The sequence below is a fragment of the Pseudaestuariivita sp. genome (assembly GCF_052825805.1).
Genome location: NZ_JBRBVB010000010.1, coordinates 141,532 through 167,965, shown reverse-complemented (window position 1 = coordinate 167,965; position 26,434 = coordinate 141,532). Strand labels below are relative to the sequence as shown.

Genomic DNA, 26,434 nt, shown 5'->3' with positions numbered 1-26,434 from the left:
TACATCTGGCGAACCAAGCTTGATACCCATCGCTTAATTCAAAGTACCCGCCTGACAGGCACTGTCAGGCCGCGTCATGCCGCGTCATGCCAAAGGCATGCCTCCGGCATGACCCGCCCCCGTCAAACCCAAGGTTTGCCTCCGGCAAAACGGGCGGCGCGATTGCGCCACCCCGCGTGACGGCGCGTGAACAACCGTTTCGATCGTACCAGGCGTGATATTTCAGGTTTTCATCGCCAGCTCTAAACCGGCGCCGCCTTCCCGCGCACGGGCGCAAGCACCTCGAGCGGCTTGCGCTTGCGCGCTTTCTCCCCGGTGCCGGTCATCGCCTGTACCCGCTTGGACGCCTCGACCATCAGCACGCCCGAGGGCGTGACCGTCGGCATCTTGCGCCCGGCGCGCTCGATGATCGGGGCGGCCTTCATCCAGAAGCGCCGCGTCGAGGGCGGAAAATAGAGCATGGAATCGTGCGTCTCGGGCAAGAACTCGTGCGTGCGCAGCTGCGTCTCGAGCTGGCTCAGCGAGTAGGGCCGGCCGTACCCGAAGGGCGTGCCGTCCCGCCGCGCCCAGAGCCCGGCACGGTTCGGCACGATAAAAAGCGCCTTGCCGCCCGGACCCAGCACGCGCCACGCCTCGCTCAGCACGGCGGACGCCTGCTCGGAGGTCTCGAGCGCGTGCATCACCACCAGCTTGTCGATGTGGCCGGTCTCCAGCGGCCAGGCGGTCTCCTCGCAGAGCACGCTCACGTTGGGGCGGTCCGTCGGCCAGGTCATCACACCTTGAGGGCCCGGCATCAGCGCGATCACCCGGCGGGCGTCGTCAAAGAACGGACGCAGGAGCGGCGCGGTGAACCCGAAGCCCGCCACCGACTGCCCTTTGGCCTCCGGCCAGATGCGGCGCATGCGCGCACGGATCACCTGCCCCGCCGCACGACCCAGCGCATGGCGGTAGTAAAAGTCCCGCAGGTCTTGCACATCGAGATGCATCGCGCGGCTTGAATCTCCTTGCCTGGACCCACATCTACCGCTCCCCGCCAGCGCCGTCATGTCCTGACGCGGCGTGTCGCAACAATGTGCGGCATGGCAGCCTCACACCGAATTGTAGCACGGCAAGAGAAGAAAGTTCTTGAAGCCGCGGCGATATAGACCAAACTTTAATCAACACAGGCGATGCTGAGGGGGACGCGACCCGTCCCGAGGCAGGCAGCACACAAGCCGGAAGGAGCCCGACGTGCCTTCATTTTCGACCACACTGGAACAATCCATCCACGCGGCGCTGGCGCTTGCCAACAGCCGCTCCCACGAATTTGCAACGCTCGAACACCTGCTTCTTGCGCTGATCGACGAACCCGACGCCGTGCGCGTGATGAAGGCGTGCAGCGTCGACACCGACGAGCTGCGCGGCGCGCTGGTCGATTTCATCGACGACGATTTGAGCAACCTCGTGACCGACACCGAAGGCTCGGAGGCCGTGCCGACCGCCGCCTTCCAGCGCGTGATCCAACGCGCCGCGATCCACGTGCAATCCTCCGGCCGCACAGAAGTGACCGGCGCCAACGTGCTCGTCGCCATCTTTGCCGAGCGCGAGAGCAACGCCGCCTACTTCCTCCAGGAACAGGACATGACGCGGTATGACGCCGTCAACTTCATCGCGCATGGCGTGGCCAAGGACCCGGCATTCGGCGAGAGCCGCCCGGTCACCGGCTCGGATGCCGATGAGAACATCGAGGGCAACGCGAGCGAAGAAGGCGAGGCCAAGGAAAGCGCACTTGCCAAGTACTGCGTCGACCTCAACGAGAAGTCTCGCCAGGGCGATGTCGACCCGCTCATCGGACGCTCCCACGAGGTCGAGCGCTGCATCCAGGTGCTCTGCCGCCGCCGCAAGAACAACCCGCTCCTCGTGGGCGATCCAGGCGTGGGCAAGACCGCCATCGCAGAGGGCCTCGCGCGCCAGATCGTCGCCGGCGACACGCCCGACGTGCTGTCGAACACGACCATCTACTCGCTCGACATGGGCGCCCTTCTGGCCGGCACGCGCTACCGCGGTGACTTCGAAGAGCGGCTCAAGGCTGTCGTGACCGAGCTCGAGGACCACCCTGACGCCGTCCTTTTCATCGACGAGATCCACACCGTGATCGGTGCGGGCGCGACCTCGGGCGGCGCCATGGACGCCTCCAACCTGCTCAAACCCGCCCTGCAGGGCGGCAAGCTGCGCACCATGGGCTCCACGACCTACAAGGAATTCCGCCAGCACTTTGAAAAGGACCGCGCGCTTTCCCGCCGGTTCCAGAAAATCGACGTGGCAGAGCCGACCGTCGAGGACAGCGTCAAGATCCTCAAGGGCCTCAAACCCTACTTCGAAGAGCATCACGACATCCGCTACACCTCCGACGCGATCAAGACTGCCGTCGAGCTGGCTGCGCGCTACATCAACGACCGCAAGCTGCCGGACAAGGCCATCGACGTGATCGACGAGGCCGGCGCCGCGCAGCACCTCGTTGCCGAAAGCAAGCGCCGCAAGACCATCGGCGTGAAGGAGATCGAGGCAGTCGTCGCCAAGATCGCCCGCATCCCGCCCAAGAACGTCTCCAAGGACGACGCCGAGGCGCTGCGCGATCTCGAACGCAACCTCAAGCGCGTGGTGTTCGGCCAGGACAACGCCATCGAGGCACTCTCGTCCGCGATCAAGCTGGCGCGCGCAGGTCTGCGCGAGCCTGAAAAGCCCATCGGCAACTACCTCTTTGCAGGCCCCACGGGCGTCGGCAAAACCGAGGTGGCCAAGCAACTCGCCGACACGCTGGGTGTCGAGATGCTGCGCTTCGACATGTCCGAGTACATGGAAAAGCACGCAGTCTCCCGCCTCATCGGCGCGCCTCCGGGCTATGTCGGCTTTGACCAGGGCGGCCTTCTGACCGATGGCGTCGACCAACACCCGCATTGTGTGCTCCTCCTCGACGAGATCGAAAAGGCGCACCCGGATGTCTACAACATCCTCCTGCAGGTGATGGACCACGGAGAGCTGACCGACCACAACGGGCGCACGGTGAACTTCCGCAACGTGATCCTGATCATGACGTCGAACGCGGGCGCCGCGGACATGGCGAAAGCAGCCGTCGGCTTTGGCCGCGACCGGCGCGAGGGCGAGGACACCGAGGCAATCGAGCGCCTGTTCACACCCGAGTTCCGCAACCGTCTGGACGCAACGATCTCCTTCGCACCGCTGCCGAAGGAAGTCATCCTGCAGGTGGTCGAAAAGTTCGTCCTGCAACTCGAGGCGCAGCTTCTGGACCGCAACGTCACCATTGAGCTCACCCGCGATGCGGCGGCCTGGCTCGGCGACAAGGGGTACGACGAAAAGATGGGCGCCCGTCCGCTTGGCCGCGTCATACAGGAGCACATCAAGAAACCGCTCTCCGAAGAACTGCTCTTCGGCACGCTGGCCAAGGGCGGCGTCGTCAAGGTGTCCGTCAAGGATGGTGAACTGGTGCTCGAGACCGAAGGGCTCGAAAAGCCGCGCATCTCCGGCTCGAAACCGCCCCTTCTGACGGCGGAATGACCTTGCGCGGGCTCACCGCGCTTGCCTTGATCTGTGCGGCCTCCACCGGGGCCGCACAAACGCCTTCCGAGCACACGATCACCCTCACCTGGCCCGTCGAGTGCGTGCCGGGTGAGACCTGCTTTGTCGAAGACTACATGGACCGCGATCCCGCCCCCGGCGCCTACCAGGACTTTGCCTGCGGGCTCAATGCCCGCGACGGACACCGCGGCACTGACATCGCTCTTTTTGACTGGACCTCCGACGTCGCGGTTGTCGCCGCCGCCCCCGGACGCGTGGCCGCCACCCGCGACGGTATGGTCGACGACTGGCGCATGCCCGGCGTGACCGACAGCAATGCCTGCGGCAACGCGGTGCGCATTGCCCACGCGGACGGCTACCAAACGCTCTACTGCCATCTCAAGGAAGGCAGCCTCGCCGTCGAGGACGGCCAGACCGTGGAGGCCGGCGACGAGCTTGGCCTCATCGGCGTCTCCGGCATGACGACCCACCCGCACTTGCACTTCGCGCTTTTGCAAAATGGAGACCTCGTCGACCCTTACGACCCCTTGGGCGAGGCGCGCTGCGACGCGAGCGCCGAAACCCTCTGGGAAAGCGCCCCGCCCTACGACCAAACGATCCTGCGCCTTGCAGGCTTTGCTACTTCGGTTCCCGATTACGACGCCTTGCGCAGCGGCTCCGCCCGGCTCGAGACCGCGTCTCCGGGTGATCCGCTCGTGGTCTACGTGGAGGCGGGCTACGCCGAGCACGGCGATGTGGTGACTATCCGCGCCGAAGGGCCTGAGGGCGAGATCTTCAGCCATTCCCGCGTGATGAAAAGCCCCCGCGTCAGCCAGCTGCCCGCCTTCGGCAAACGCGCCCCAGAGGGCGGCTGGCCAGTCGGAGACTACACCGGCCAGATCACCCTCACGCGCCAAGGCCGCATCGTCGCAAACCGCTGGGCGCATGTGACGGTGGTTGAGCGCTAAAAGCGCGCGACCTTTCGCTTGATATAGGCTGCTCAAATCAAAGCGCCCGCCTGACGGGAACCGTCAGGCCGCGCCGACCCGCCCCCGTCAAACCGCAGGTTTGCCTCCGGCAAAACGGGCGGCGCGATTGCGCCACCCCGCGGGACGGCGCGTGCACCTTCGTTCGTCTAGTATCAGGTCAGAGCAACTACCGCTCCGTCAGCTTCAACTCGATCCGCCGGTTCTGCGCGCGGGCCTCGCGCGTGTCGGCCTCGTTCACAGGCTGGTACTGGCCAAAGCCGTTGGCCGCGAGGCGCTCCGGCGGGATGCCGAGAAAGTCGATCATAAAGCGCACCACCGAGAGCGCGCGCGCCTGGCTCAGCTCCCAGTTGTCGGCAAACTCGCCACGGCCCGACAGGGGGATGTTGTCCGTGTGCCCGTCCACGCGCATGATCCAGTCGATCTCGTCCGGGATCTCGGCAGCGATGTCGCGCAAGGTGCCGGCGATCTTGGAGATCTCGCGCTGGCCGAGCACCGAGAGATCCGCACTGCCGGGATCAAAGAGGACTTCGGACGAAAAGATGAACCGGTCTCCGACGATCCGCACACCGTCCTGCTGCCCGATGATCTCGCGCATGCGGCCAAAGAACTCGGAGCGGTAGCGTTCCAGATCACGCGCCTGCGCTTCGAGCCGCTTGCGCTCCGCCTCTTCGAGCTCTGCCCGTCGCTTTTGCTCGGCTGCCGCCCGCGCGAGGGCCGCGTTGAGCTCTGTGCCGAGCGACTGGATTTGCACCCGCGCAGCCGTGTCCCGGGCGCGCGAGTCGTCGAGCAAAGCTTGCAGCTGACCCAGCTGTTCGCGCAGCGCGGCGACCTGGCGGTTGAGCACTTCGGCCTGCCGCGTCGCCTCGCTCGCGCGCTGGGTTTCGCTTGAGAGCTTGTCCTCGGCCTCGCGCAGCAGAATTTCGCGCTGCTCGGCTTCGGTCAGTTGATCCTCGGCAGACGCCTCCGCCGCGCGCTGCGCCGCAAGCGCCGCCGTCAGCTCTTCGCGTACATCGATATTCTCGGCCTCGCTGGCCCGTGCCGCCGCCAGCGCTTCGGCCAGACGTTCCTCGAGCGAGCGGTTGTCTTCCTCGAGCCCGGCCCGCGCGGCAGCAGCGTCGGCTAGGGCGCGGGACAGTTCGTCGTTTTTGTCGGCCAGTTGGTCCTGGAGCGATGCAATGCGCTCGAGTGCGGTGGCAAGGTTGGCTTCGGTCGCCGCAAGCGCGTCGGCGGCCGCCTGCCCTTCGGCGGTGCGGTCGCGAAGCGCGGCGACCGTGCGATCGAGGCCCGCGATTTGCGTGACGGCTGCGGAGAGGTCTTCGGCCAGAAGGTCCCGCTCCATGGCAAGCGCCTCGCTCTGCGCCTGCGCGCTCGCCAGATCGCTGCGGGTGGCAAGAAGGTCCGCGTTGATGTCGTCGAGCGTCGCGCCCTGCGACGAGAGCCCAGCTTCGGCCCGCGCTGCGCGGCGCGCCGCCGCGTCGGTGGCAAGACGTGCCGCGTCGAGATTGGCCTGCAGGCCGGCGATGGTCTGATTGGCGGACGCGAGACGCGACAATGCGTCATCGAGGTCGACTTCCACCCCAGCCAGCCGCGTTTCGGTGCGCAGCGCGGTGTCCCGGACCCCTTCGAGGTCGCGCACGTCGGCTTCGAGCCCGGCGATCGTCTCGTTGGCCTCTGAGAGACTGCCCGTCAGGCGCGTGCGTTCATTCGTCAACGCGTCGGCGCGGGCGTTGGCACTGGCCAGCGCGCTGCGCGCGTCGATGAGGTCGGTGTTCACCTCGCCAAGGCGGTTGCTTTGCGTCGAGAGGGTTTCTTCGGCAGTGATCGCGCGGCGGGTGGCGGCGTCGGTGGCGGCACGGGCATCGCCCAATTGGCGTTCTAGAGATGCGCTGCGAGTGCTGGCGTCTTCGAGCCGTGCGAGGGCAGCGGCGATGCGGGCTTGGAGCTCCTCCTCTTTGGACAAGAGTGCGGCGCTGAGCGTCTCGCCCTCCTGCCGGGCGGCGGCAAGCTCGGCTTCGGTTCGGGCGAGGCGCACGCGCAGTTCTTCGAGCAGACGCGATTGCTCTGCCACCAATGCGTTGGCGCGGTCGGCCTCGGCGCTTTGGGTGGCGAGATCCTGACCCAGCCGCGCCTCGGTCTCGGCCAGCTGCGATTGCAGGGCGGTGAGGGCGGCGTTGGTGTTCGCGAGCTCGATCCGCGCGGCGGCAAGCTGGCGGGACGTCTCGGTCCGCGCGACTTGCGTCTCGTCGAGGGAGGCGCGGAGGGCGGCAAGCTCTTCTTCAGCCCGGATCCGGGCAAGCTGCTCCTCGGCAAGGCGATTGCCCACCTCGCGCTGCTCCTCGATCCTGAGAAGCGCGTCCGCGAGGGCCTGCTCAAGCGACGACGCACGGGTCGTGGTGTCGGTGTTCTCTGCCAGCGCGGCAGCGAGGCGCGCGTCGAGGTCCTCGGCCTCCTGCCGGGTGGCGGCGAGGAGCGTCAGGGTCTCCTCGGCCTGCCGGCGCTCCTCCTCAAGGCGAAGCGTGAGCGCAGTCAGCTCGGCGTCGGCGTTTTCGAGCCGCTCGCGGAGAAGTTCCGCCGCAGCGGCCTCCGCGATGCGAGCCTTTTCCTCGTCACTGAGGCGGGCCTCGAGGTCTTGGACGTCTGCGGTGAGGGTCTGCACCTCGGCCAGACGTTCGGCGGAGAGCGCCTCGATGGCTTCACGTTGCGCGGCGGCGAGCCGGGCGGCCTCGACCTGCGCGTCGATCTCGTCGCGGGCCTGCGCGAGCGCGAGGTTCAGCGCCTCCTGTTCGGTCAGGAGCGTGTCGCGGGCGGTCTCGAGCGCTTCGTTGTCGGCCAAAAGCGTGGCGATCCGGTCGCTCGAGGCGGCCTGTTCGGCCAGCAGCGCGGCGACCTGCGTCTCGAACGAGGCGATGCGCGCGGTGGCCGTGGCGTTGGCGTCCTCAAGCTCCTGCACCTGATTTTCAAAGGCGACGATGCGGGCGTTCGCGGTGGTAAGCGCCTGACGATTGCGCACGCCCTCGGCGGTCAGCTGCGCGATCAGGGCCTCCTGTTCGGAGGCGCGGGTCGTGGCATCGGAGAGGGTCGAGGTCAGCTCACCCACGCGGGTTTCGAGCGTTGCGGACTTGTTCTGTTCGAGCCCGAGCGCCTCGGCCAATGCCGCCACCTCAGCGGAGAGGTCACTCAGCTCGCTTTCCTGGCCCGAGATCGTCTCGCGCAGGACGTATTGCACCACCATGAAGATGGTCAGCACGAACATCAGCACCAGCAGAAGGCCGGTCATCGCATCGACGAAACCGGGCCAGATCGAGCTTTGGACCTTTTGACTGCCGCGCCGCGAGAGGGCCATGGCCTAGCCCTCCTTGCGCTTGTCCTGCGCCTTTTGCGCGGCGAGGGCGGAGGCACGCTGGCGGGCGCGCGGAACCTGTTGGGGCGTGGTGCCGCCGGGTGTCGGCGAGCCTGCCGGCATCCGCGACTGGCCAAGTGCGCGCGAGAGACTCGCAAGGTCCGTGCGCAGCTCGGCCATGCTTTCCTGACGGCCGGCGGAGAGCTCTTCGAGAATGCGCAGCATCTGCACGTCGATCGACCGCAGGCGCATCCGGCTTTCGGCGTCCATCCCCTCGCCCCGGTCCTGATGTTCGAGCACGTGCATCAGCCGCTCCTGCCCTTCGGCGACGCGCAAGAGGGCAGAGTTGGTCGAGGAATTCTTTTCCATCCGCTCGGTCATCCGCTCGACGCTGTCGGCCAGCTGTCCCAGCCGGTCGTCGGTGCTGGCGCGGTTGATCTCGGACTGGCCGAAGAGGTGCTGCAGCTGCTCCATCTGCTCGGCAAAGTGGTCGAGCACGCTCACCACCACGTTGGTGTCAAAGCTGCCCTCGCCCTCGCCGGTGGCAAAGCTGAGGCGGGTGATGGAGCTCAGCCATTCTTCGAGTTCGCGGTAAAACCGGTTCTGGCCGTGGCTCGCGAACAGCTCGAGCAGGCCGACCACCAGCGAGCCTGCCAGACCCAGCAGCGACGAGGCAAAGGCCACGCCCATCCCGCCCATCTGCGCCTCGAGGCCCGATTGCAGCCGGCGGAAGACGTCCGCCCCCGTCTCGCCATCGCGCGGTTCGAGGTTGCCGATCGTGTCAACGATGGCCGGCACCGTCGTCGCCAACCCGTAGAATGTGCCGAGGAGGCCAAGGAACACCAGCAGGTTGACGATATAGCGCGTAATCTCCCGCGCCTCGTCGATGCGGGTGGCGACCGAGTCGAGCATCGATTGCGTCGACTGGGACGAGATCTGCTTTTGGCGTCCACGCGATTTCAGAAGGTTCGCCAGGGGCCCGAGCAGGCGGGGCGCTTTTCCGTCGTCGCGCATCCCGCCCTCGGCGGCAAACGCCTCCACCCAGCGCACGGACTTGATCAGCTCGACGACCTGATAGATCACCGCCGCCACGCCGATGGCGAAGACGAACAGGATGAACCCGTTGAGGTAGGGGTTCGCCAGGAACACGGGCAGCACCCGCGGCAGGGCGACAAACGCCCCCGCGCCCACCAGCCCCAGCACGACCAGCATCGAGACGATCTGGCGGATGGGCTGGGAGAAATAGGGTGAGGCCTCTCGGCCGGGCTGCTCCATCAGGACGGCTCCCACCGTTCTTGGTTGGCCGTTAGTTTAAAGGTCCGGCGCACGCCTCGCAAGCGGTCAATCTGTCAGCTCACGCACACGTTCCGACAACCACGCAAGGTCCGGGTCGGCGATGTCGAGGCTGGTCAGTTTCTCGGTCGTGCGGTGCAGGTACTCGCTGTTCGGACCACGCCCGCCGACGGCCGTGGCCATGATCTGCGCCTGCTCTTCGAGGGTGAGCGCGCCGCAATATTGCGCGTGATCGCGGTTGATCACGTAGGCCAGCGCCGTCACAGCGCGCCCGTCGTCGAGCGCCAGCTCTACCTGCCGCTCCTCGTAGGCCGAGGAGATGAGCTCGCGCGCGCGCAAATCGGCCAGCACTTGCGCCTCGTCCGCCTCTGCAACGCGCAGCGCGACACCCCGGCACGAGGCCGCCTCGGCCACGTCGAGCGCCAGCACCAGCCCCGGATCGTCATGCGTGCCGCGGTGATGGACCGAGCGCATGCAAAAGCTGCGTGCATGGCCGCCGAGCGTCGCCAACACGCATTCGGCGGGGGCAAAGCCGGGGTCCCACAAGAGCGACCCGTATGCGAACACCCACATCGTCATCTGACGTCTCCCGCGGCGCTTTTCCTTTGACAGGTGTGCTTGTAGACAGCCGCAGCGAACAAGGGAATGTGCGATCTGTGAAACAGCTTCTGGCAGCGATCCTCGTGGCGGCCCTGGCGTGGTCGGCCTACTGGTGGTGGGGCGCGGCTGCTCTCGAGGCCGACGCCGCCGCGTGGCAGGAGGCGCGCCGCGACGCGGGCTGGCAGGTCGAGATGTCGCCGCCGGAGGTGCGCGGCTACCCCAACCGGTTCGACCTGACGCTGACGGACATCACGCTGGTCGACCCAGCGCGCGGGCTGGGGTGGGAAGCGCCGTTCTTCCAGCTCCTCCGTCTGAGCTACCGCCCGTCGCACATGATCGCCGTCTGGCCGGATACGCAGCGCTTCTTCAGCCCCGGCAGTGCGCTCACGCTCGAGAGTGACCGCATGCGCGCCTCGGTGGTCGCGGATGGCGAGACGCTCGACCGGGTGACGCTGGTCGCCGATGTGGTGAACCTGATCCCGGACGCTGGGACCTCGACGGCCCTGGCGCGCGCGCAGCTCGCCGCCCGGCGCGAGGGGCCGAACGTCTACCGCCTGTCCCTGACCGCCGAGGGCCTCGTGCCGCCTGTCGGGCTGGTGGCCATACCGCGCTTGCCGGCGACGCTCGACGCGGTGTCGCTCGACGCGCGGCTGCGCTTCGACGCGCCGTGGCAGACGGACGTTGCCACGGGTGTGCCGGGCCTGACGCAAATCGATCTGACCCTCGCCGAAGCGCAGTGGGGAGAGATGCAGCTCCGCCTGACCGGCACGCTGGACGTCGATGCCTCGGGGCTTTTGAATGGCGAGCTGGGGGTGCAAGCGCGCGATTGGCAGGACATGCTCGCCGCGCTGCGCGACACCGAAGCGCTCAGCCCGACCATGATGACCGCGCTCGAACAGGGCCTGACGCTTTTGTCGCGGCTCGGAGGCAATGCGCGCACACTCGACACCACGCTCGAGGTGCAGGACGGCACACTTTATGCGGGTCCTTTGCCGCTGGTGCAGCTGCCACGCCTGAACTGAGGGTTTACGCGGATGCGTCATAAAAGAAGCCCCGAAAGCGCGGGTGGGAGAAAACCGCGCAATCGAGGCAGGTATCCGTATTATCCGACATCGCATAAAGCGCCGGATTGACCTAGGGGTAACACAAGAAGTGGCGTTTGCGCAGTCAGGGATACCCTACCTCGTGGAAGGTGTGCCTTTTTTGTCGCGCGTGCAGCGTTTACGCTAACGGCACGCGCAGCATGTCGATGGCACCAACCGGCCCGTCAGGCGTCTCGTGCGGGCTCGCGTCATAGTTGATCCAGAACCGCTCCGTCCCCGTCTCCCGGCACCGCAAACCACCTGGCAGATGCGCCACCTCGAGCCCTGCCAGATGCGCAATTTCTGCGAAAACCCGCGCAAATCCTGCCTCGTCGAGCCAGGCGCCAAGGTAGAAAAGATCACCCGCTCGCTTGCCGACGCAGGTGCCATCTGCGGTGGCCAGGAACGTCTCCGCGTTCCCTTCCAGCACCTCGAGATAACGCGTCGCCGACCCGCCCCCTTCGAGCGGGCGTGGCATGTCCTCACGGATCGACTCCACGTAAGCCACAGTACAATCGAGCCCCGGCAGCGCCGGTGGCAGCGGCACCGGGATCGTCATATGTTTGTCCCGCGCGCCTGTTCGCGGACCCAGCACAACCTTGGCACCGCTCGCCGCAAGCGCCTCCTTGAGGCCGTCATCCATGTGCATCATCCCGGGCGCAAGCACCATCTGGTAGCCCGTGAAATCGCGTGTCTCGCCGCGCAGGATATCGATCGAAAAGCCCAGCTTTCTCAGCGCCTTGTACGTCTCGAACACGAGACCAAAATAGCTCAGCCCTGCCCCGTGCGGCTGCGTCGCCCAGGCAAAATCCGCGTCGTAGTCAAAGAGGATCGCCACCGGCGCCTGCTTGGGTGCAACGCTGTCACCCTGCATCTCCGCTGCGACTTGCGCCGCCTCTGCAAGCGCCGGCGCCTCCGCGCTGTCAGGCCGCAAAAGCCCGGCGTGCATCTGCTCCTGCGCGAACGGCGCCTGGCGCCAGCGGAAATAGCAGACCGCCTCCGCCCCGTGCGCAAACGCCTCCCATGTCCAGAGCCGCACCATCCCGGGCAAAGGCGCAGGGTTCACCGGCGCCCAGTTCACCGGGCCGGGCTGCTGCTCCATCACCCACCAACGCCCCCTCCCTACCGAACGGTAGAGGTCGTGGTGAAACGCCTGAAAGTCGGGGTCCCCCTGCCGCGCATAGGCCCGCTGGTGGCTTGCATCCGCCCCCACCCGGTCCTCGAGAAAGCCCAGCGGATAGCTGTCCCAGGACGCGATCTCCAGATCATCGCCCACCGCGAAGTGGTCGAAATCCGTGATCCGCCCCATGTAATTGTGCGTGATCGGCGCGTCCGTGTGGCAGCGGATGATCTCCGCCTGCATCGCATTGAACGTCTTCACCTCGTGCGACGCAAACCGCCGAAAGGCCAGCACATGTGCCGGGTTTGGCTCGGTCACGGTCAAGTTCGGCAGGTCGATGCTCTCGAAATCCGGGTAGTCCATCGACCAAAAGACATTGCCCCACGCCGCATTCAGCGCGTCGATGTCACCGTCATTGCCCTTCCCCGGAAACTGCGCACGAAGCCACTCTTGGAACGCCGCGCGCGCCGCATCCGAGTAGCTGAGGATCGTGTCATGGCACCCATACTCGTTGTCCGTCTGCCAGACCGCGACGTGCGGATTGGGACTATACCGCTCGGCATAGCGTTCCGTGATCCGCGCCGCCTCCTTCCGGAAGCCCTTGTGACTAAAGCAGTAATGCCGCCGAGATCCGTACTTGCGCGGTCGCCCTTCGGAATCGACTGCCAGCATGTCCGGGTGCTTTTCCACCACCCAGCGCGGCGGCGTCGCGGTGGGCGTGCCCAGCACGACCTTGAGGCCAGCAGAGCCCAGCACCTCGATGGCCTCATCCATCCAAGCCCAGTCAAAACGCCCTTCCTCCGGCTCGACCTTGGCCCAGGCAAACTCGCCGATCCGCACCCATGTCAGACCCACCTCGACCATGCGGCGCGCGTCCTCCGCCCACTGCGCCCTTGGCCAGTGTTCGGGGTAGTAACAGACGCCGAGGGAGCGCTTCATCCGTGAGCCGCATCGTAGGCGGAGACGAGGGCCTTGGCCTTCTCGGCAACCACCGCTGCGCTGTCACCGGGCTTGTAGATCGCGGAGCCGATGCCGTAGCCGTCCGCGACATCCTTCCACTCGTCAAAGTTGTCTGCGCCCGCACCGCCCACGGCGTAGACTTGCGTACCTTTCGGCAGCACTGCCCGGATCGCCTTGAGCCCGTCAGGCCCCATCATCGAAGCGGGGAAGATCTTGAGCCCGTCCGCCCCCGCCGCCAGCGCGGCAAAGGCTTCGGTGGGCGTGAAGACACCCGGCCACGAAGCAAGACCCTGTGCCTTGGTCTCGAGGATGACTTCCGGGTTGCAGTCGGGCGAGACGATCAGCTTGCCGCCCGCGCCCGCCACCTCGCGCACCGCCTTGGGTGTCAGCACGGTGCCAGCGCCGATGGTCGCGCGGTCGCCAAACACTTCTGCCATCATCTTGATGCTGCTCAGCGGGTCGGGCGAGTTCAAAGGCACTTCGATGGTCGTGATCCCGGCGTCGATGATGGCGCCACAGACGTCCACGGCCTCCTCGGGGCGCACGCCGCGCAGGATGGCGATCAGGTTGCGTGTTTGGCTCATGCCGTCTCCTTCAGCGCGGTCCAGGCCGCGCGCAATCCGTCCAGCGTCAGGTGCGTGGCATCCACCCGCTCGACCTCGGCGCCCTGCGCTTTGAGGGCTGTTTCGTAGGCGTCTCCGATGCCATCCGCGCCAAGGATCGCGACACGTTGGCCCAGCCAGTAGGGACGCGCACCTGCGAGCTCGGCACCAATCAAAAGCCCCGACAAACGCGACCGCGCGGCCGCTGGAGCGAGGCCGGCCAGAAGGCCGGACGAGCGGATCCCGAAGAGGTGTGCGGACATCCCGGCGGGCCGCGCCATCGTGTCGGACACGGCGGTGAGGAAGGCGTCAGCGTCCCATCCTTCACCGAGCCCGTGCCGCAGCACCGATTGACGCGACAGGAGATCAAACATCTCCCCCGTCATAAAGGTCTGGAAACTCACGATTTCCCGCGCCGAGATACGCGCCCACTTGGTATGCGTCCCCGGAAGGCATACAACCCCGTCGAACTCCGGCTCGCGCGCAAGAAGCCCCGCGATCTGTGTCTCTTCCCCGCGCATAACGTCCGCCGGGCTCTGTTGTTTCACGCCAGGCAGGATGAAGACGCGCAGCCGCTCGGACGCCGTTGCAACCCGCGTCGCATCCGCAGCACTCGGTGTCTCGCAAGGCGTCGTCGCATAAGGCGCCTCCGCCCATCCCTGCCGCGCGCCGGCCATGCCGCAGATGATCACCGGGACCGTGCCCGCCTCTGGCATGTCACCACCAATCGCCCGCAGCAAGGCGCTCTCGAAGGCGCCGCCGGGGGCGAGTTTGCCCATGCCCTCGTCCGAGTCCCGCTCCCACAGCACCGCCTCTGCCGCATCCAGCGCCCAGAGCCGCAGGTGGGTCGTGCCCCAATCCGCCGCGAAACAGGCGACGCTCATCCGGTCACCACCACGCCGCCGTCGATCACCAGCGCCTGGCCGGTCATCGCCTTGGAGATGTCGGAGGCCAGAAAGAGCGTGCCGCCGATAATGTCGTCCGGCTCGAGCGGGTCCTTGAGGCATTGGCGGTCCAGATGCGCGGCAAGCCCCTCTTCGGTGACCCACAGGTCCTTTTGCTTTTGCGTCAACACCCAGCCCGGCGCGAGGGCGTTTACGCGGATGCGGTCCCCGCCAAAGTCGCGCGCAAGGCTACGGGTCATGCCGTTGATCGCCGAGTTCGCCGCCGTATAGAGCGGGTAGCCCGCGTTGCCCATCATGTAACTGATCGAGGAGAAGTTCACGATCGCGCCGCCGCCAGCCTCTTGCATGCCCGGGATCGCCGCCTGGCAGGCGAAGAAATACGCCTTTAGGTTGATCGCCATCATCCAGTCGTAGAAGGCCTCGTCGACCTCGAGCGGGTTGTGGCGCTTGTCGTTGGCGGCGTTGTTTACAAGCCGGGTGACCGTGCCGTGACGCGACGACGCCTCCGCGATGGTCTCCTTGAGGTGCTTGGTGTCGGTGATGTCGCATTGCATGAAATGCGGGCGCACGCCGTGCTTCTCCTCCATCTCGTCGCAAAAACCCGTCGCATCCGAGCGCCCCACAAAGGCGACCTTGGCGCCTTGCGCGAGGAACCCGTCGGTGAGCGACGCGCCGATGCCGGACCCGCCGCCGGTGATGTAGACGGAGGCGTCTTTGAGGTCGTGAAAGGTGGCAATCGTCATAGGCGGTCTCCTTCGAGGACCCACATCGTGTGCGGGAAGTTCCAGGGCAGCGTCAGCCCGTGCGCCATCAGGTAGCGCCCCGACAGGGTCACCGGGCCGTCCTTGAGCGGCTGGGGTCCGCGCGACCAGAACGGGCGGCTGTCGCGGTTCACAAGCTCCACGCTGTACATGGCATCCGGCGCAAGACCGGTCAAACGCAGGGGCCTAGGGCTGATCTGGCGCGAGGTGTCGGTGGTGCCGGCAAAGACAACGAACTTGTTCTTTGTCTGGCAGAGCTGCTGCTCGGCGGTCACGGACGGGTCGGCCGTGTCGAGGCGCAGGATGTCGGCCTTCAGCATCCAGGCGCGGTGATGCTTCCACCAGGCGGTCACTTCGGTGAGCACGCGCGCCTCTTCGTCAGAGAGCTCGCGCGGGTCCATCTCGAACCCCATGTGCCGCTGCGCCGCCACCCATGCGCGGAACCGGATATCGAGCGTCCGCCCCGAGGTGTGGCAGTGCCGCGGGCCGACATGGCTGCCGGTGATCGCCGCGGGCAGGAACAGCGCTGCGTTGTGCTGCATCCGCAACCGCTCGACGCCGTCGTTGCTGTCCGAAAGCCAGACCCGCTGGGTGCGTTTTAGGATGCCGAAGTCGATGCGTCCGCCACCCGAGGCGCAGCTCTCGATCTCCACCTTGGGAAAGTCGCCGCGCAGCCGGTCCAGTAGCGCGTAGGACCCGCGCGTCTGGCTCGCATCGGGCGCGGGTAGCACGCGGTTGTGGTCCCATTTGATATAGTCAATCTCGTGATCGCGCAGGATCTTCGAGATGCGGTCATAGAGGAAGTCGCGCACCTCCGGGTTGGCCATGTCGAGCGCCTTCTGGTGACGGCCGAGCACCTGGTCCTCCCCGCCGAGCGCCCAGTGCGGATGCGCTTTGTGGATGTTGCTCTCGGGGTTGATCATCTCCGGCTCGAACCAGATGCCAAAGGACATGCCAAGGCCATGCACGTGGTCGATCAGGGGACCAAGACCGTCGGGATACTTGCGCGGGTCGACCTCCCAGTCGCTGAGCGAGGAGGTGTCGTCGTCGCGCTGGCCGAACCAGCCGTCATCGAGCACGAAGCGTTCGGCGCCCAGCGCGGAGGCGCGCTCGGCGATCTCCTTGAGCACCGGCAGCTTGTGATCGAAATAGACCGCCTCCCAGCAATTGTAGTGCACCGGGCGGGCGGTCGAGGACTTGGGCCAGGTCACGATCCGGTCGCGCAGGTGGCGTTGGAAGGCGACGGCGCAGCCGTTCAGTCCCCGGTCGGAATAGGTCACGTAGAGAGGCGCCGAGGCAAAGCGTTCGGCGGCCTGCGTCTCCATCCGTGCCGCGTGACCCCATTGCACCTGCCGGCGCCCGTCGGGCAGCTCTTCGGCGATCATCCGGTGTCCGCCGGACCAGCCGTAGTGGAAGCCGAAGACCTCCCCTTGGGTGTTCGTCGCGCCGCGACAGGGGATTAGGAGGCCCGGGAAATGCTCGTGTCCAGTGCGCCCCGTCCGGTTCTCCCGGTAGCGCATGCCAGGTGTCCAGGGCACGCGGTTGAGCTGGAACTCCCCGCACCAGCGCCCGGAAAAGTCGATCATCTCGTCCGAAAGCTGCGGCGCAGGCAAGACCGGCGCTGCGAGCCAGTGCAGGTGCACGGGCCGCGTCGCCGTAAGCTCGGACCAGCAGGTGATCATCCCCGAGTGGCGGTCCGTCTCGAAATGCGCGCAGAGCGTCAGAGCGTTGGCGGCGTCTTCGTAGCAGAGCGTCAGTCCGGTCTCGGTGTGCTCCTCGGAGGCAAAGCAGAACTTGGGCAACAGCGGCGTGCCGTCGTTGTCCCGCACGATCAGGCCCGGCTGGCCGGGAAAGGTGCGCGATGCCTCAGGACAGATCGACAGGTCCGGGTGCTCGTCGAGCATCCCACCCGTCACGTCGAGCATCTGCGCCGCGTGCAGGATGCCAAGGTCCTCGCCCTCCGGCAGGGACGCGCCCCAGTAGACAACCTCGGGCAAGCGGTCGCGGTGGGCGGCAAGCACAAGTGTCTGCCGCCCGTCATCCAGGCGATACTGTCGGTTCATCTTACTTCACAGCACCCAAGGTGAGACCGGCGATGAAGTGCTTTTGCATCAAAAAGAACATCGCGACCGGCGGGATCGCGGCGAGCAGCGAGGCCGCCGAGACGAGGTGCCAGTTGTTGACGAACTGCCCATTGAGCGCGCGGACACCGGCGGTGATCGGCTTGGCGCTTTCGCCCTGGGTCAGCACGTTCGCCCAGAAAAAGTCGTTCCAGACAAAGGTAAAGATCAGCACCGCCAGCGCCGCGATGGCCGGGCGCACGAGGGGGAGGACGACGTACCAGAATATCTTCCACTCCTTGACGCCTTCGATCCGGGCGCTTTCGATCAGGTCGAACGGCAGCGCCTTGATGAAGTTCCGCATGAAGAGCGTGCAGAACCCGGTCTGGAACGCCGCGTGGAACAGGAACTGACCCGCGATCGTGTCGTAGAGCCCCGTCTGGACGGACATGTCGCGCACCGGCACCATGAGGATTTGGAACGGGATGAAGTTGCCCGCCACAAAGAGGAAGAACAGCGGCAGCGCCACGCGGAAGCGGTAGATGGCGAGCGCGTAACCCGCGAGGCAGGCCAGCGAGACCGAGATCAGAACCGTGGGTACAGTGATCAGAACCGAGTTGAGCATGTACTGCGCCGCCGCCGACTGTGTGAAGACAGCCGTGTAATTCTCGATCAGGTTGAACTCGGACGGCCAGCCGAAGACGTTGCCGGCGTTGATGTCCTTGGCCCCCCGGATCGAGGTGGCAGCAATCGCCAGGAGCGGCAGAAGCCAGATGATCAGCGCGACGGGCAGGAATGCCTGATAGCCGAACCGTTTTGCGGGGGTCGCGTGAGCGATGGGACGCGGAAACATATCAGCGGCCTCCCTTCTCGTCCTGGTACATCCGCCACAAGAAGTAGCTGATGAAGATGAGCATGATGGCAAAGAGCACCACCGCGATGGCCGAGCCGTAGCCGTAGCGCTCGCCGTATTCCGAGATCGCCGTCTCGAACATGTAGTGACTGAGCACGTTGGTGGACCCGAATGGACCGCCCTGCGTCATGATCGCGACCATGTCGAAAGAGCGGAGTGCGCCGATCACAGTCACGACGACGGCGATAAAGGTCGCGGGGCGCAGCTGCGGCCAGACCACGTACCACAGCATCTTCCACCCCTTGGCACCGTCGAGACGGCCCGCCTCGATCTGGTCGGAGGCGACGTTGTTGAGGCCGGTGAGGTAGAGGATCATGCAGTAGGCGATCTGCGGCCAAAGGCCCGCGGCGATGATGCCGTAGGTGGCAAAGTCCGGCGAGGACAGGATGTCCGGCGGGTTGCCCTGACAGCGGAAGGTCACATTGCCAACGATGTTGACCGTCTCTTCGCAGTAGAGCGCCTTGTAGATCGAGCCGACGACGCCAAAGTCGGGATTGTAGAACCAGCCAAAGATCAGGCCGACAACGACCTGAGAGATCACGAAGGGGAAGAAAAAGAGCGACTTGTAAAGCCGCATCCCCGGGACCTCCTGGTTGAGGAAAAGCGCGATGAAAAGCCCCAGCGGCACAGCCAGCATGAAGAGGACGAGCCAGAGGACGTTGTTGACGAGAGAGGTCCAGAAGTTCGGATCGTCCCAGAGCTTGACGTAGTTTTCAAAGCCCACCCAGGTCGCGGTCGAGTTGCCATCCGCATCGTAGAGCCCGTTCCATTCAAACAGCGACAGGTAGAGCGATTCAAAGATCGGCCCGACCACGTAGATCGCAAAGAACACCAGCGCGGGCGCGAGGAAAATCCACGGCGCGACGCTCAGCTTGTTGCGTTGCAGCCAGGTCGCCTCGGTGGGCGGGTTGGTGTCAGGCAGGGTGGCATGGGCCATGGGGTCACCTCGCAGCGTGGGGGTGAGGTGTAGGGTGGGCATATGCCCACCCTACGGGTTTCGCTAAGTTCCGATGGGATCTTAGTTGTAGACTTCTTCCTGGACCTCATCGAGGCGCATCAGGACTTCGTCCTTGGTCGACGTGTCGAGCATGAACTTCTGGAAGCCTTCCATGCCCGCCTTGGCCATCGCCGCCGGCGCGTCACGGTCGTAGAACTGCGCCAGACCCGTTGCCGAGTTCAGCAGCGCAAAGCCTTCCTGGATGAACTTGTCGTCCGAGATCTCGGCCTTGGAGTTGATCGGCAGCTGGCCAATCGTTTTGTTCCACTGCGTCTGCACGTCAGGACGCGCCACGAATGCCAGGAATTTCTTGGCATCCTCGACGTTCTTGGCGTTCGTCGGGATAAAGAACGCGTCCGCGGGCGCTTCTTCGGCGCGCGGGATCGACGCGTCGATCACCGGGAACGGCATGAAGTCGATCTGGTCTTCGGTGAGACCGGCGTTCTTGTAGCCGTCCACCGAGAAGTTGCCCATCACATACATCGCAGCGTCACCGTTGGCGAAGGGCGCGATGGCGTCCTGCCAGCTCATCGAGGCGTGGTTGTCGACAAAGCCACACTCGTTGATGAGCTGCTCCCAGTTGTCGAACGTCGCCTTGATGCGCTCGTCGGTGTAGGCGATCTCGCCGGCGGTCAGCGCGTTGTGCACGTCATAGCCGTTGGTGCGCAGGTTGATGTAGTCGAACACACCTGCCGCGGTCCAAAGGAACTTGGTGCCGATGGTGAACGGGGTCACTCCCTGCTCTTTCATCTTGGCGCAGCCTGCGAGCATGTCGTCCCAGGTTTCGAACTCTTCGAGCTCGAGCAGATCAAAGATGTCTTTGCGGTAGTAGATGCCCCACTGGTAGTACGAGTAAGGCACGCCCCAGATCTTGCCATCGCGCGACATGGTCGCCTTGATCGCGGCCAGGTCCTCGTTGAAGCCGTTCTCTTCCCAGACGTCATCGACCGGCTGGAACAGGCCCGCGTCCACAAAGGGCGCCATCCGGTTGCCCGGGTACCAGGACGTCACGTCGGGCGCGTCGGCGGTCAGGAAGTTGCGGATCGCCGTCTTGTGCGCTTCGCGATCGTTGATGTTGACGATCACGTTGATGTCGGGGTTCTCTTGCTGGAAGAGCGCGACCGCGTCCTCAAAGCCCTTCTTGGGGCCCGGGTTCAGGTCGTCGAAGTTGATGACAAGATCGCGCGCCAGGGCGCCGGACGCCATCAGCGCCACAGCCGCCGCTGCGGTGGTGAATGTACGGAACATGTAGTCCTCCCATGTGTTCCAAAACGTTGAAGCAGCTCCGATGCGCCCTCCCCACTCCTCCGAGCAAAGGTTTCACATATTGGAACCACGTCTCAACTATTGAAACGATGCGGCAACCTTGCTACCGATGTCAACAGTTTCGGCGCACAAAAGCACACCGAGACGGGAGGAGACATGAACACTCAGGCGTCAGGCCCGGGTGCCGGGGACGGCACCGTGGGCAAAGCATTGGACGTGCTGGATCTGGTTGCGGCGCAGGGCCGTCCGGTCCGGTTTGCGCCCCTGCTCGACGCCAGCCCGCTTCCAAAGGCGACGCTCTACCGGCTTCTCCAGACCCTGACGAATCAGGGCATGCTGTCCTTCGATCCCGACACCCAGACCTACGCGCTTGGCCTCCGCCTCGTGCGCCTCGCACACACCGCGTGGCGGCACTCGTCGCTTGCGCCGATTGCCCGGCCTCACGTTGACGCGCTCGCGGCCAAGGTGGGCGAGACGGTGCACCTCGCCCAGATGGACGCCGGCCAGGTGATCTACGTCGACAAGCGTCACGCCTCCGAGCCGATCGAGATGTTCAGCCAGGCCGGCAAGGTCGGCCCCGCCTATTGCACCGGCGTCGGCAAGGCGATGCTCGCCTTCATGGACCCCGCCCGCCGGGACGCCGCCATCGCCCGCCAGCTCTTTCTTGCGCACACCTCCGCGACCCTCGACACGCCCGCCAAGCTCCTGCGCGAGCTCGATACGATCCGCGCCACCGGCCTCGCCTTTGACCGCGAAGAACACGAGCCCGGCATCATCTGCATCGCCGCCCCGATCCTGAGCGCCCCTGGCCGCGTGATCGGCGCGCTCTCGGTGACCACATCGACCAGCCGCCACAGCCTCGACGGGCTCACCGCCTTCCGCCCGGACGTGCAAGCCGCCGCCTCCGCCATCGGCGCCGCCGCCCACGACTGGCAGTTCCCGACCGAACACGACACCTGAACCCAAGACACCCAAGCCTGAGGAAAAACCATGTCCGGAGTGACACTCGAAAAAGCCATCAAGCGCTACGGCGACGTGCAAGTCATCCACGGCGTGGACCTGCAAATCGAAGAGGGCGAGTTCTGCGTCTTTGTCGGCCCGTCTGGCTGCGGCAAGTCAACCCTGCTGCGCATGATCGCCGGGCTCGAAGAGACCACGGACGGCACGATCAAGATCGGCGCCCGCGATGTCACCCGCGTCGACCCAGCCGAGCGCGGCGTAGCGATGGTCTTCCAGACCTACGCGCTCTATCCGCACATGACCGTGCGCGAGAACATGGGCTTTGGCCTCAAGATGAACGGCGTGCCCGCCGACACGATCAAGGAGAAGGTGGCCGAGGCCTCCCGGATCCTCAAGCTCGACGAGTATCTCGACCGCAAACCCGCCGCCCTCTCCGGCGGTCAGCGTCAGCGCGTCGCCATTGGACGGACGATTGTGCGAGGGCCCGAGGTCTTCCTCTTCGACGAGCCTCTCTCGAACCTCGACGCCGAGCTGCGCGTCGACATGCGCGTCGAGATCGCCCGCCTGCACAACGAGATCGGCGCGACGATGATCTACGTCACCCACGACCAGGTCGAAGCGATGACGCTCGCGGACAAGATCGTGATCCTGCGCGCCGGGCATATCGAGCAGGTCGGCAAGCCGATGGACCTCTACAACGACCCGGACAACAAGTTCGTCGGTGGCTTCATCGGCTCCCCGCCCATGAACTTCCTCACTGGCACCGTGAAAGTCGGCGCCGTGCACGTTCCCTCGCTCGGCCAGTCGATCAACGTGCCGGTGACCCTGCCGTCCGACGGCACCGAAGTCTTCGTCGGCCTGCGCCCCGAACATCTTTCACTCACCAGCGATGGCACCTTGAACGTGACCCACGCCGAAGCGCTGGGAGGCATCGGCTACGCCTACTTGATGTCCGATCAGGGCGAAAAGCTGGTGGTCGAGAACCGCGAAGACCCTGGCATACAAGCAGGCGCCACCCGCGGCGTGTCCTTCGATCCTGCGCGGGCTTACTTGTTCGATGCCAAGACGGAGGCGCGTATTCGGTAGAGCGGGAAGACAGCATCCAAGTGCTTCTGCGCCTAAATCAAGAGACCCGCCTGACAGGCACTGTCAGGCCGCGCCGTCCCGCCCCTATGGGGCGGCGCGATGCGCTACCCCGCGGGACGACGCGTGAATTCCCGTTACGAAAGCAAAATCAAAGGCCGCTCAGGCCCTGAGCAACGCCTCCGCAACCTCAGCAACCATATGCGTGACCTTCCCGTCCGCGATGGTCGCCCCGACGCGACCCGTTTTCGGGTCGAGGAGGACCACGTCCGCCCGCGCACCGGGCGTTAACGCTCCGCGATCCTCTAGCCCCAACAGCCGCGCAGGCCCGGAGGACACCATACCCCAAGCGGCGTCCCACCCGATCTCCCGCGCCAAAGCCATCGCGGCAAATCGGGGCGAGGGGTAGTGGTAATCCGACGCCAGCGCATCGCACAGCCCTTCGGCAATCACCTCCCGCGCCGAAACCTTCCCCGCATGGCTCGCCCCGCGCATCACGTTCGGCGCCCCGAGGATCACGCCTTCCGACGGCGCGCTGGCAGCCTCCACCGTCTCGGGAAATTCGGCAATCGTCAGCCCCCGCGCCTGCATCGCCCTACGCGTCTGCGCATCCGGGTCGTCATGGCTCCCGAGCCTCACACCCTTCGCCGCCAGCCGCTCCGCCATAGCCTGAACCGCCCCCGGCACGTCACTGCTCCACGCATGCAGAGCTATCATCCGAGCGAGGTACTTCTCCGGATTCACCCCCGCCTTGAGCGCCTGCCCGGTTAACCGAGGTGGCCTCTTCCCATCGGCCAGCTTGGCATGCGGAAGGTGGTCGTTGAACACGACATAAGAGATGCCGAACGTCTCGATCAGCGCCTCGGCGGAGTCAAACTCGTCCAAAACATGCGACTCAAGGCGCAGCTGAATGCGTATATCTGTGCCGAGCGTCTCATGTGCTGCCAAACCGGAGCACAGCCGCCGCGCTGCCTCCGGCCCGCGCATGCCGCCTTCCCAGCTCCAGAACTGCGCCAGAACTGCCGTCGTGATCCCGTTGGCGGCAAGCTCCGCCTCGACCGATTGCAACCCGCTCGCCATGTCGCGCAAGGCACCCCTCCGGGGCGCCACGTGCCGCTCGAACCCGTCGCCGTGCATGTCAACGATCCCAGGCATGGCCAGCCAACCCGGCAGGCGCACGCGTTTGGCCTGAGGCACGGCGCAGATCAAACCCTCCGTCAGGTGCAGCTGATCGGCCCACCCCTCCGGGGTCAGCACCTGTAACCCCTCCAGCGTCAGATCAATCGCCACCCAGCGCCTCTTCGGCCACGTCCACCGCGAGGGTCGCAAGCTCAGCCACCGCATCCGACGCCGTCACTGCCGGATCAAACCGGCCGTCCTCGAGAAAGCGCAGGGTCTGCACAAGCACCTGCGGGCTCACCATCATGAACGTATGCGTGACCGGCAGAGTGATGTGATCAGCCATCCCCTGCAGACGGGTCGAGGCGACCGATACCTTCCCATCGTCCGGGCCGGGGATGAGCGACGAAAAGTAGGGGTTGAGCGAGCGGTCTCCCGCGATCACGCCAAGCTCGAAATCCGCAGGCGGCAGCGCATCGGGCAGACCCGAGGTGCTCAGCTGCCCGCCCGCCGGCCCGTTGAATAGCTGAAAGAGCGCCAGATCCCCCAGCGCATCCACCAGCTCGCTGCCGTGGTTGGGCGGGGCCAGCATGACCACGCGGCCAAGCTCCGGGATCTCGTTCCGCGTCAGGTAGAGCCGCAGGAGAATCCCTCCCATCGAATGCGTGACGAAATGCACAGGCGCCGTCCGGCACTCCTTGCGCGCGCTCGGCAGTGTGTCAGCGGCCAGCGCGCCCACGACATTCTGGCGTGACGGGTAACCCGGGCGCACGACCTCGTAGCCGGACGCCTCCAGCGTCTCCTCCATCACGGCAAAGGACGCCTCCGTCCGCGCCAGCCCGTGCAGCAGCACGACGCAGCCGGACGACGCCGCAGCGGCGGAGGGCAGAGCCAAGGTCAAAGCAAGGAGCAAGGCGCGCATGGCAGGCGATATAGGCAGGCTCACCGCCGCGCACCAGCCAAACCGAGCGTCACACCCGCCAGCACCAGAACACCCGGCAGGATCAGGCCGAGCGTGAGCGCCTCGCCGAGCAGCAGCGCGCCAAAGACGATCGCGATCACCGGCACCGACAGCTGCGCGATGGCCGCGCGCGCCGCGCCAAGGTGCGGCAGCACGCCGTACCAGAGCGCATATCCCAGCCCCGAAGTGATCGCGCCCGACAGCACCGCCCAGAGCGCACCCACCAGCGAAAGCTCGATCACGCCCAAGGCCAGCACGCCAAGGCCGAGCAGCAGCGCCACAAGGCTCGCTCCGGCAAAGTTCACCGCCGTCGCCGCAAGCGGGTCGACCGCGCCGCGACCAATCAGCGAATAGACGCCCCAGCCGACCCCGGCCGCCGCCATGAGCGCCGCGTAGGGTGGGCTGACATCCACGCGCTGCCCTGGCCACAAAAGCCAGACCAGCCCACCGACCGCCAGCGCGGCACCGGCAAGCCGGCTCGCGGGCATCCTCTCCCGCGCCATCAGAGCCGCCGCAATCATCGTGACCTGCACCGTGCCAAAGAGGATCAGCGCCCCGAGCCCGGCATCAAGCGACAGGTAGGCCAGCGAGAACCCGAAGATGTAGACAGAAAGCGACAGGACCCCCGCGACGCTCCCATGACGCCGGGCGCCGCTCAGCTTGCCTTGCACCAGCAGAAGCGCGCCCAGCATCACCGCCCCCGCCCACAGGCGGATCACGCCAAAGCTCACCGCGTCGATCCCGCCGCCCACAAGCGCCGCGCGGTTGATGATCGAGTTGGCGGCAAAGGCGCCCATCGCGAGCGCGGTCAGCAAGAGGATGCGGGTGGTCATGGCCCGGGCTACGACGTTCGCCGCGTGCCCGCCAGCGGCTTCCGATCACTCTGCCGTGCGCTCGGCCCGGCGCGCGAGCTTGGCGGCAAGGTTGGGTCCCACGCCTGGGCGGCTCCAGGGGCAGACCGCGATGCAGATCGCGCAGCCCTGCGTCTGGTTAAAGAACGGCAGGCATTTGTCGAAATCGACGTACCACTTTTCCACGCCGCGCACGGTCTGCTTGACGGGGCTCAAAGCCTCCGGCGGGCAGGCATCCTCGCAGATGCGGCAGCTTTGGCAGAAGCCGTCGATGCCGTGCTCCACGGGCGGTGTCGGCGCAAAGGGCGCATCGGTGAGCACTGCGCCAAGCCGGAAGGACGCGCCCAGATCGCGGTCGATGATCGAGCCGTGTTTGCCCAGCTCACCAAAGCCTGCGGCCAAGGCGGCAGGGATCATCGTGAGGCTGCTGGTCATCGGGCCTGTCACAGGCTCCGCTTCCCAGCCTTCGGAGCGCAGCCACGAGGCGATGGACTTTGCCGCCATGGCCGCGCGGTTGTATTGCTGCATGACCTCGGCGCCTGCGCGCGGCGCGGGCGCGTGGCTGATCTCGGCATAGTCGTGCTGGACGCCTGCGAGGATCACGCGGCTCTGGGAGACTTTGGTGCCTTCATAGACCCAAGCCTCCTGCATCTCGGCCACGCCGATCTTTTCGCAGATGCCGTCCGCGATGAACTGGTCGAGCAGAGAAGTCCACTCGTCCGGCGCCCGTTCGGCAGGTGTCTTGGCCAACTCAGCCATCGGCGCGGCAAAGATCTCCTGCCGCTTGATCCGCGCCTCGGCAAAATCGGGGATGCCGGGATCGACGGTAAAGAACCACCGCTGCGCATCCCCATGCGCGATGTCGTCCGGGTCTGGCGCCCAGTAGACCATCTCTGGCCTGCGCCGCTCGCTTTCCCCCAGCCCGTTGATTTTATTCCCCGACACCTCCGGCCAGGCCGCCATCTGCGCGGGATCGGGCGTGAACGGACGATGCGGGTTCTTGCGGGGCATGGGGTC

21 protein-coding genes are annotated in these 26,434 nt (G+C 65.9%); 5 read left to right on the top strand and 16 right to left on the bottom strand.

Features of this window, described 5'->3' with window-relative positions; translation table 11 throughout:
- Positions 1-242: 242 nt before the first annotated feature.
- A complete protein-coding gene (locus ACU0B3_RS12395; RefSeq protein WP_446261170.1) occupies positions 243-986 on the bottom strand; it encodes a methyltransferase domain-containing protein in 744 nt (247 codons plus the stop codon).
- Between the two features lie 244 nt (positions 987-1,230).
- On the opposite strand from ACU0B3_RS12395, the gene clpA reads away from it, so the two are divergent.
- On the top strand, positions 1,231-3,555 hold the full coding sequence (clpA, locus tag ACU0B3_RS12390) for an ATP-dependent Clp protease ATP-binding subunit ClpA (protein ID WP_446261169.1): 2,325 nt from the start codon (positions 1,231-1,233) through the stop codon (positions 3,553-3,555).
- Positions 3,552-4,523: a M23 family metallopeptidase gene (locus tag ACU0B3_RS12385; protein WP_446261168.1), complete on the top strand. Its 972-nt coding sequence runs from the start codon at positions 3,552-3,554 to the stop codon at positions 4,521-4,523. The genes clpA and ACU0B3_RS12385 overlap by 4 nt, the downstream gene beginning before the upstream one ends.
- A 187-nt stretch (positions 4,524-4,710) precedes the next feature.
- Here ACU0B3_RS12385 and ACU0B3_RS12380 read toward each other — a convergent pair whose 3' ends face one another.
- From ACU0B3_RS12380 to ACU0B3_RS12370, 3 genes are all read right to left on the bottom strand, one after another.
- On the bottom strand, positions 4,711-7,887 hold the full coding sequence (locus tag ACU0B3_RS12380; RefSeq protein ID WP_446261167.1) for a peptidoglycan -binding protein: 3,177 nt from the start codon (positions 7,885-7,887) through the stop codon (positions 4,711-4,713).
- Between the two features lie 3 nt (positions 7,888-7,890).
- Positions 7,891-9,159, bottom strand: a complete 1,269-nt coding sequence (locus tag ACU0B3_RS12375; RefSeq protein ID WP_446261166.1) for a biopolymer transporter ExbB — start codon at positions 9,157-9,159, stop codon at positions 7,891-7,893.
- A gap of 66 nt (positions 9,160-9,225) precedes the next feature.
- Positions 9,226-9,756, bottom strand: a complete 531-nt coding sequence (locus tag ACU0B3_RS12370) for a gamma-glutamylcyclotransferase (RefSeq protein ID WP_446261165.1) — start codon at positions 9,754-9,756, stop codon at positions 9,226-9,228.
- A gap of 77 nt (positions 9,757-9,833) precedes the next feature.
- On the opposite strand from ACU0B3_RS12370, the gene ACU0B3_RS12365 reads away from it, so the two are divergent.
- Positions 9,834-10,799 carry a DUF2125 domain-containing protein gene (locus tag ACU0B3_RS12365; protein ID WP_446261164.1) on the top strand — a complete coding sequence of 322 codons (966 nt, stop codon included), beginning with the start codon at positions 9,834-9,836 and terminating at the stop codon, positions 10,797-10,799.
- A 199-nt stretch (positions 10,800-10,998) separates the two neighbouring features.
- Here ACU0B3_RS12365 and ACU0B3_RS12360 read toward each other — a convergent pair whose 3' ends face one another.
- From ACU0B3_RS12360 to ACU0B3_RS12325, 8 genes are all read right to left on the bottom strand, one after another.
- Positions 10,999-12,918 carry a beta-galactosidase gene (locus tag ACU0B3_RS12360; protein WP_446261163.1) on the bottom strand — a complete coding sequence of 640 codons (1,920 nt, stop codon included), beginning with the start codon at positions 12,916-12,918 and terminating at the stop codon, positions 10,999-11,001.
- Positions 12,915-13,523: a 2-dehydro-3-deoxy-6-phosphogalactonate aldolase gene (locus tag ACU0B3_RS12355; RefSeq protein ID WP_446261162.1), complete on the bottom strand. Its 609-nt coding sequence runs from the start codon at positions 13,521-13,523 to the stop codon at positions 12,915-12,917. The genes ACU0B3_RS12360 and ACU0B3_RS12355 overlap by 4 nt, the downstream gene beginning before the upstream one ends.
- A complete protein-coding gene (locus tag ACU0B3_RS12350) occupies positions 13,520-14,425 on the bottom strand; it encodes a 2-dehydro-3-deoxygalactonokinase (RefSeq protein WP_446261161.1) in 906 nt (301 codons plus the stop codon). The genes ACU0B3_RS12355 and ACU0B3_RS12350 overlap by 4 nt, the downstream gene beginning before the upstream one ends.
- Positions 14,422-15,189: an SDR family NAD(P)-dependent oxidoreductase gene (locus ACU0B3_RS12345; RefSeq protein ID WP_446261160.1), complete on the bottom strand. Its 768-nt coding sequence runs from the start codon at positions 15,187-15,189 to the stop codon at positions 14,422-14,424. The genes ACU0B3_RS12350 and ACU0B3_RS12345 overlap by 4 nt, the downstream gene beginning before the upstream one ends.
- The gene (locus tag ACU0B3_RS12340) at positions 15,186-17,270 is read right to left on the bottom strand and encodes an alpha-galactosidase (protein WP_446261159.1); all 2,085 of its coding nucleotides are present in this window, start codon (positions 17,268-17,270) and stop codon (positions 15,186-15,188) included. Before ACU0B3_RS12340 ends, ACU0B3_RS12345 begins: the two co-directional genes overlap by 4 nt.
- Position 17,271: 1 nt before the next feature.
- On the bottom strand, positions 17,272-18,120 hold the full coding sequence (locus ACU0B3_RS12335) for a carbohydrate ABC transporter permease (RefSeq protein WP_446261158.1): 849 nt from the start codon (positions 18,118-18,120) through the stop codon (positions 17,272-17,274).
- A 1-nt stretch (position 18,121) separates the two neighbouring features.
- Positions 18,122-19,117, bottom strand: coding sequence for a carbohydrate ABC transporter permease (locus ACU0B3_RS12330; RefSeq protein ID WP_446261157.1), 996 nt, complete (start codon positions 19,115-19,117; stop codon positions 18,122-18,124).
- Between the two features lie 81 nt (positions 19,118-19,198).
- The gene (locus tag ACU0B3_RS12325) at positions 19,199-20,425 is read right to left on the bottom strand and encodes an ABC transporter substrate-binding protein (RefSeq protein WP_446261156.1); all 1,227 of its coding nucleotides are present in this window, start codon (positions 20,423-20,425) and stop codon (positions 19,199-19,201) included.
- Between the two features lie 174 nt (positions 20,426-20,599).
- Between ACU0B3_RS12325 and ACU0B3_RS12320 the strand changes: the two genes are divergently transcribed.
- Positions 20,600-21,403, top strand: a complete 804-nt coding sequence (locus ACU0B3_RS12320) for an IclR family transcriptional regulator (RefSeq protein WP_446261155.1) — start codon at positions 20,600-20,602, stop codon at positions 21,401-21,403.
- Between the two features lie 30 nt (positions 21,404-21,433).
- Positions 21,434-22,489: an ABC transporter ATP-binding protein gene (locus tag ACU0B3_RS12315; RefSeq protein ID WP_446261154.1), complete on the top strand. Its 1,056-nt coding sequence runs from the start codon at positions 21,434-21,436 to the stop codon at positions 22,487-22,489.
- A gap of 159 nt (positions 22,490-22,648) precedes the next feature.
- Here ACU0B3_RS12315 and ACU0B3_RS12310 read toward each other — a convergent pair whose 3' ends face one another.
- The 4 genes from ACU0B3_RS12310 to ACU0B3_RS12295 are packed head-to-tail and all read right to left on the bottom strand — an operon-like array spanning position 22,649 to position 26,428.
- Positions 22,649-23,776 (bottom strand): alpha-D-ribose 1-methylphosphonate 5-triphosphate diphosphatase, encoded by a 1,128-nt coding sequence (locus tag ACU0B3_RS12310; protein ID WP_446261153.1) that lies wholly within the window; start codon positions 23,774-23,776, stop codon positions 22,649-22,651.
- Complete coding sequence (locus ACU0B3_RS12305; protein ID WP_446261152.1) at positions 23,766-24,527, bottom strand: esterase/lipase family protein; 762 nt, start codon at positions 24,525-24,527, stop codon at positions 23,766-23,768. Before ACU0B3_RS12305 ends, ACU0B3_RS12310 begins: the two co-directional genes overlap by 11 nt.
- A gap of 20 nt (positions 24,528-24,547) precedes the next feature.
- Positions 24,548-25,399 (bottom strand): DMT family transporter, encoded by an 852-nt coding sequence (locus ACU0B3_RS12300; protein ID WP_446261151.1) that lies wholly within the window; start codon positions 25,397-25,399, stop codon positions 24,548-24,550.
- Between the two features lie 45 nt (positions 25,400-25,444).
- Positions 25,445-26,428 (bottom strand): 4Fe-4S dicluster domain-containing protein, encoded by a 984-nt coding sequence (locus tag ACU0B3_RS12295; protein WP_446261150.1) that lies wholly within the window; start codon positions 26,426-26,428, stop codon positions 25,445-25,447.
- Positions 26,429-26,434 lie beyond the last annotated feature (6 nt).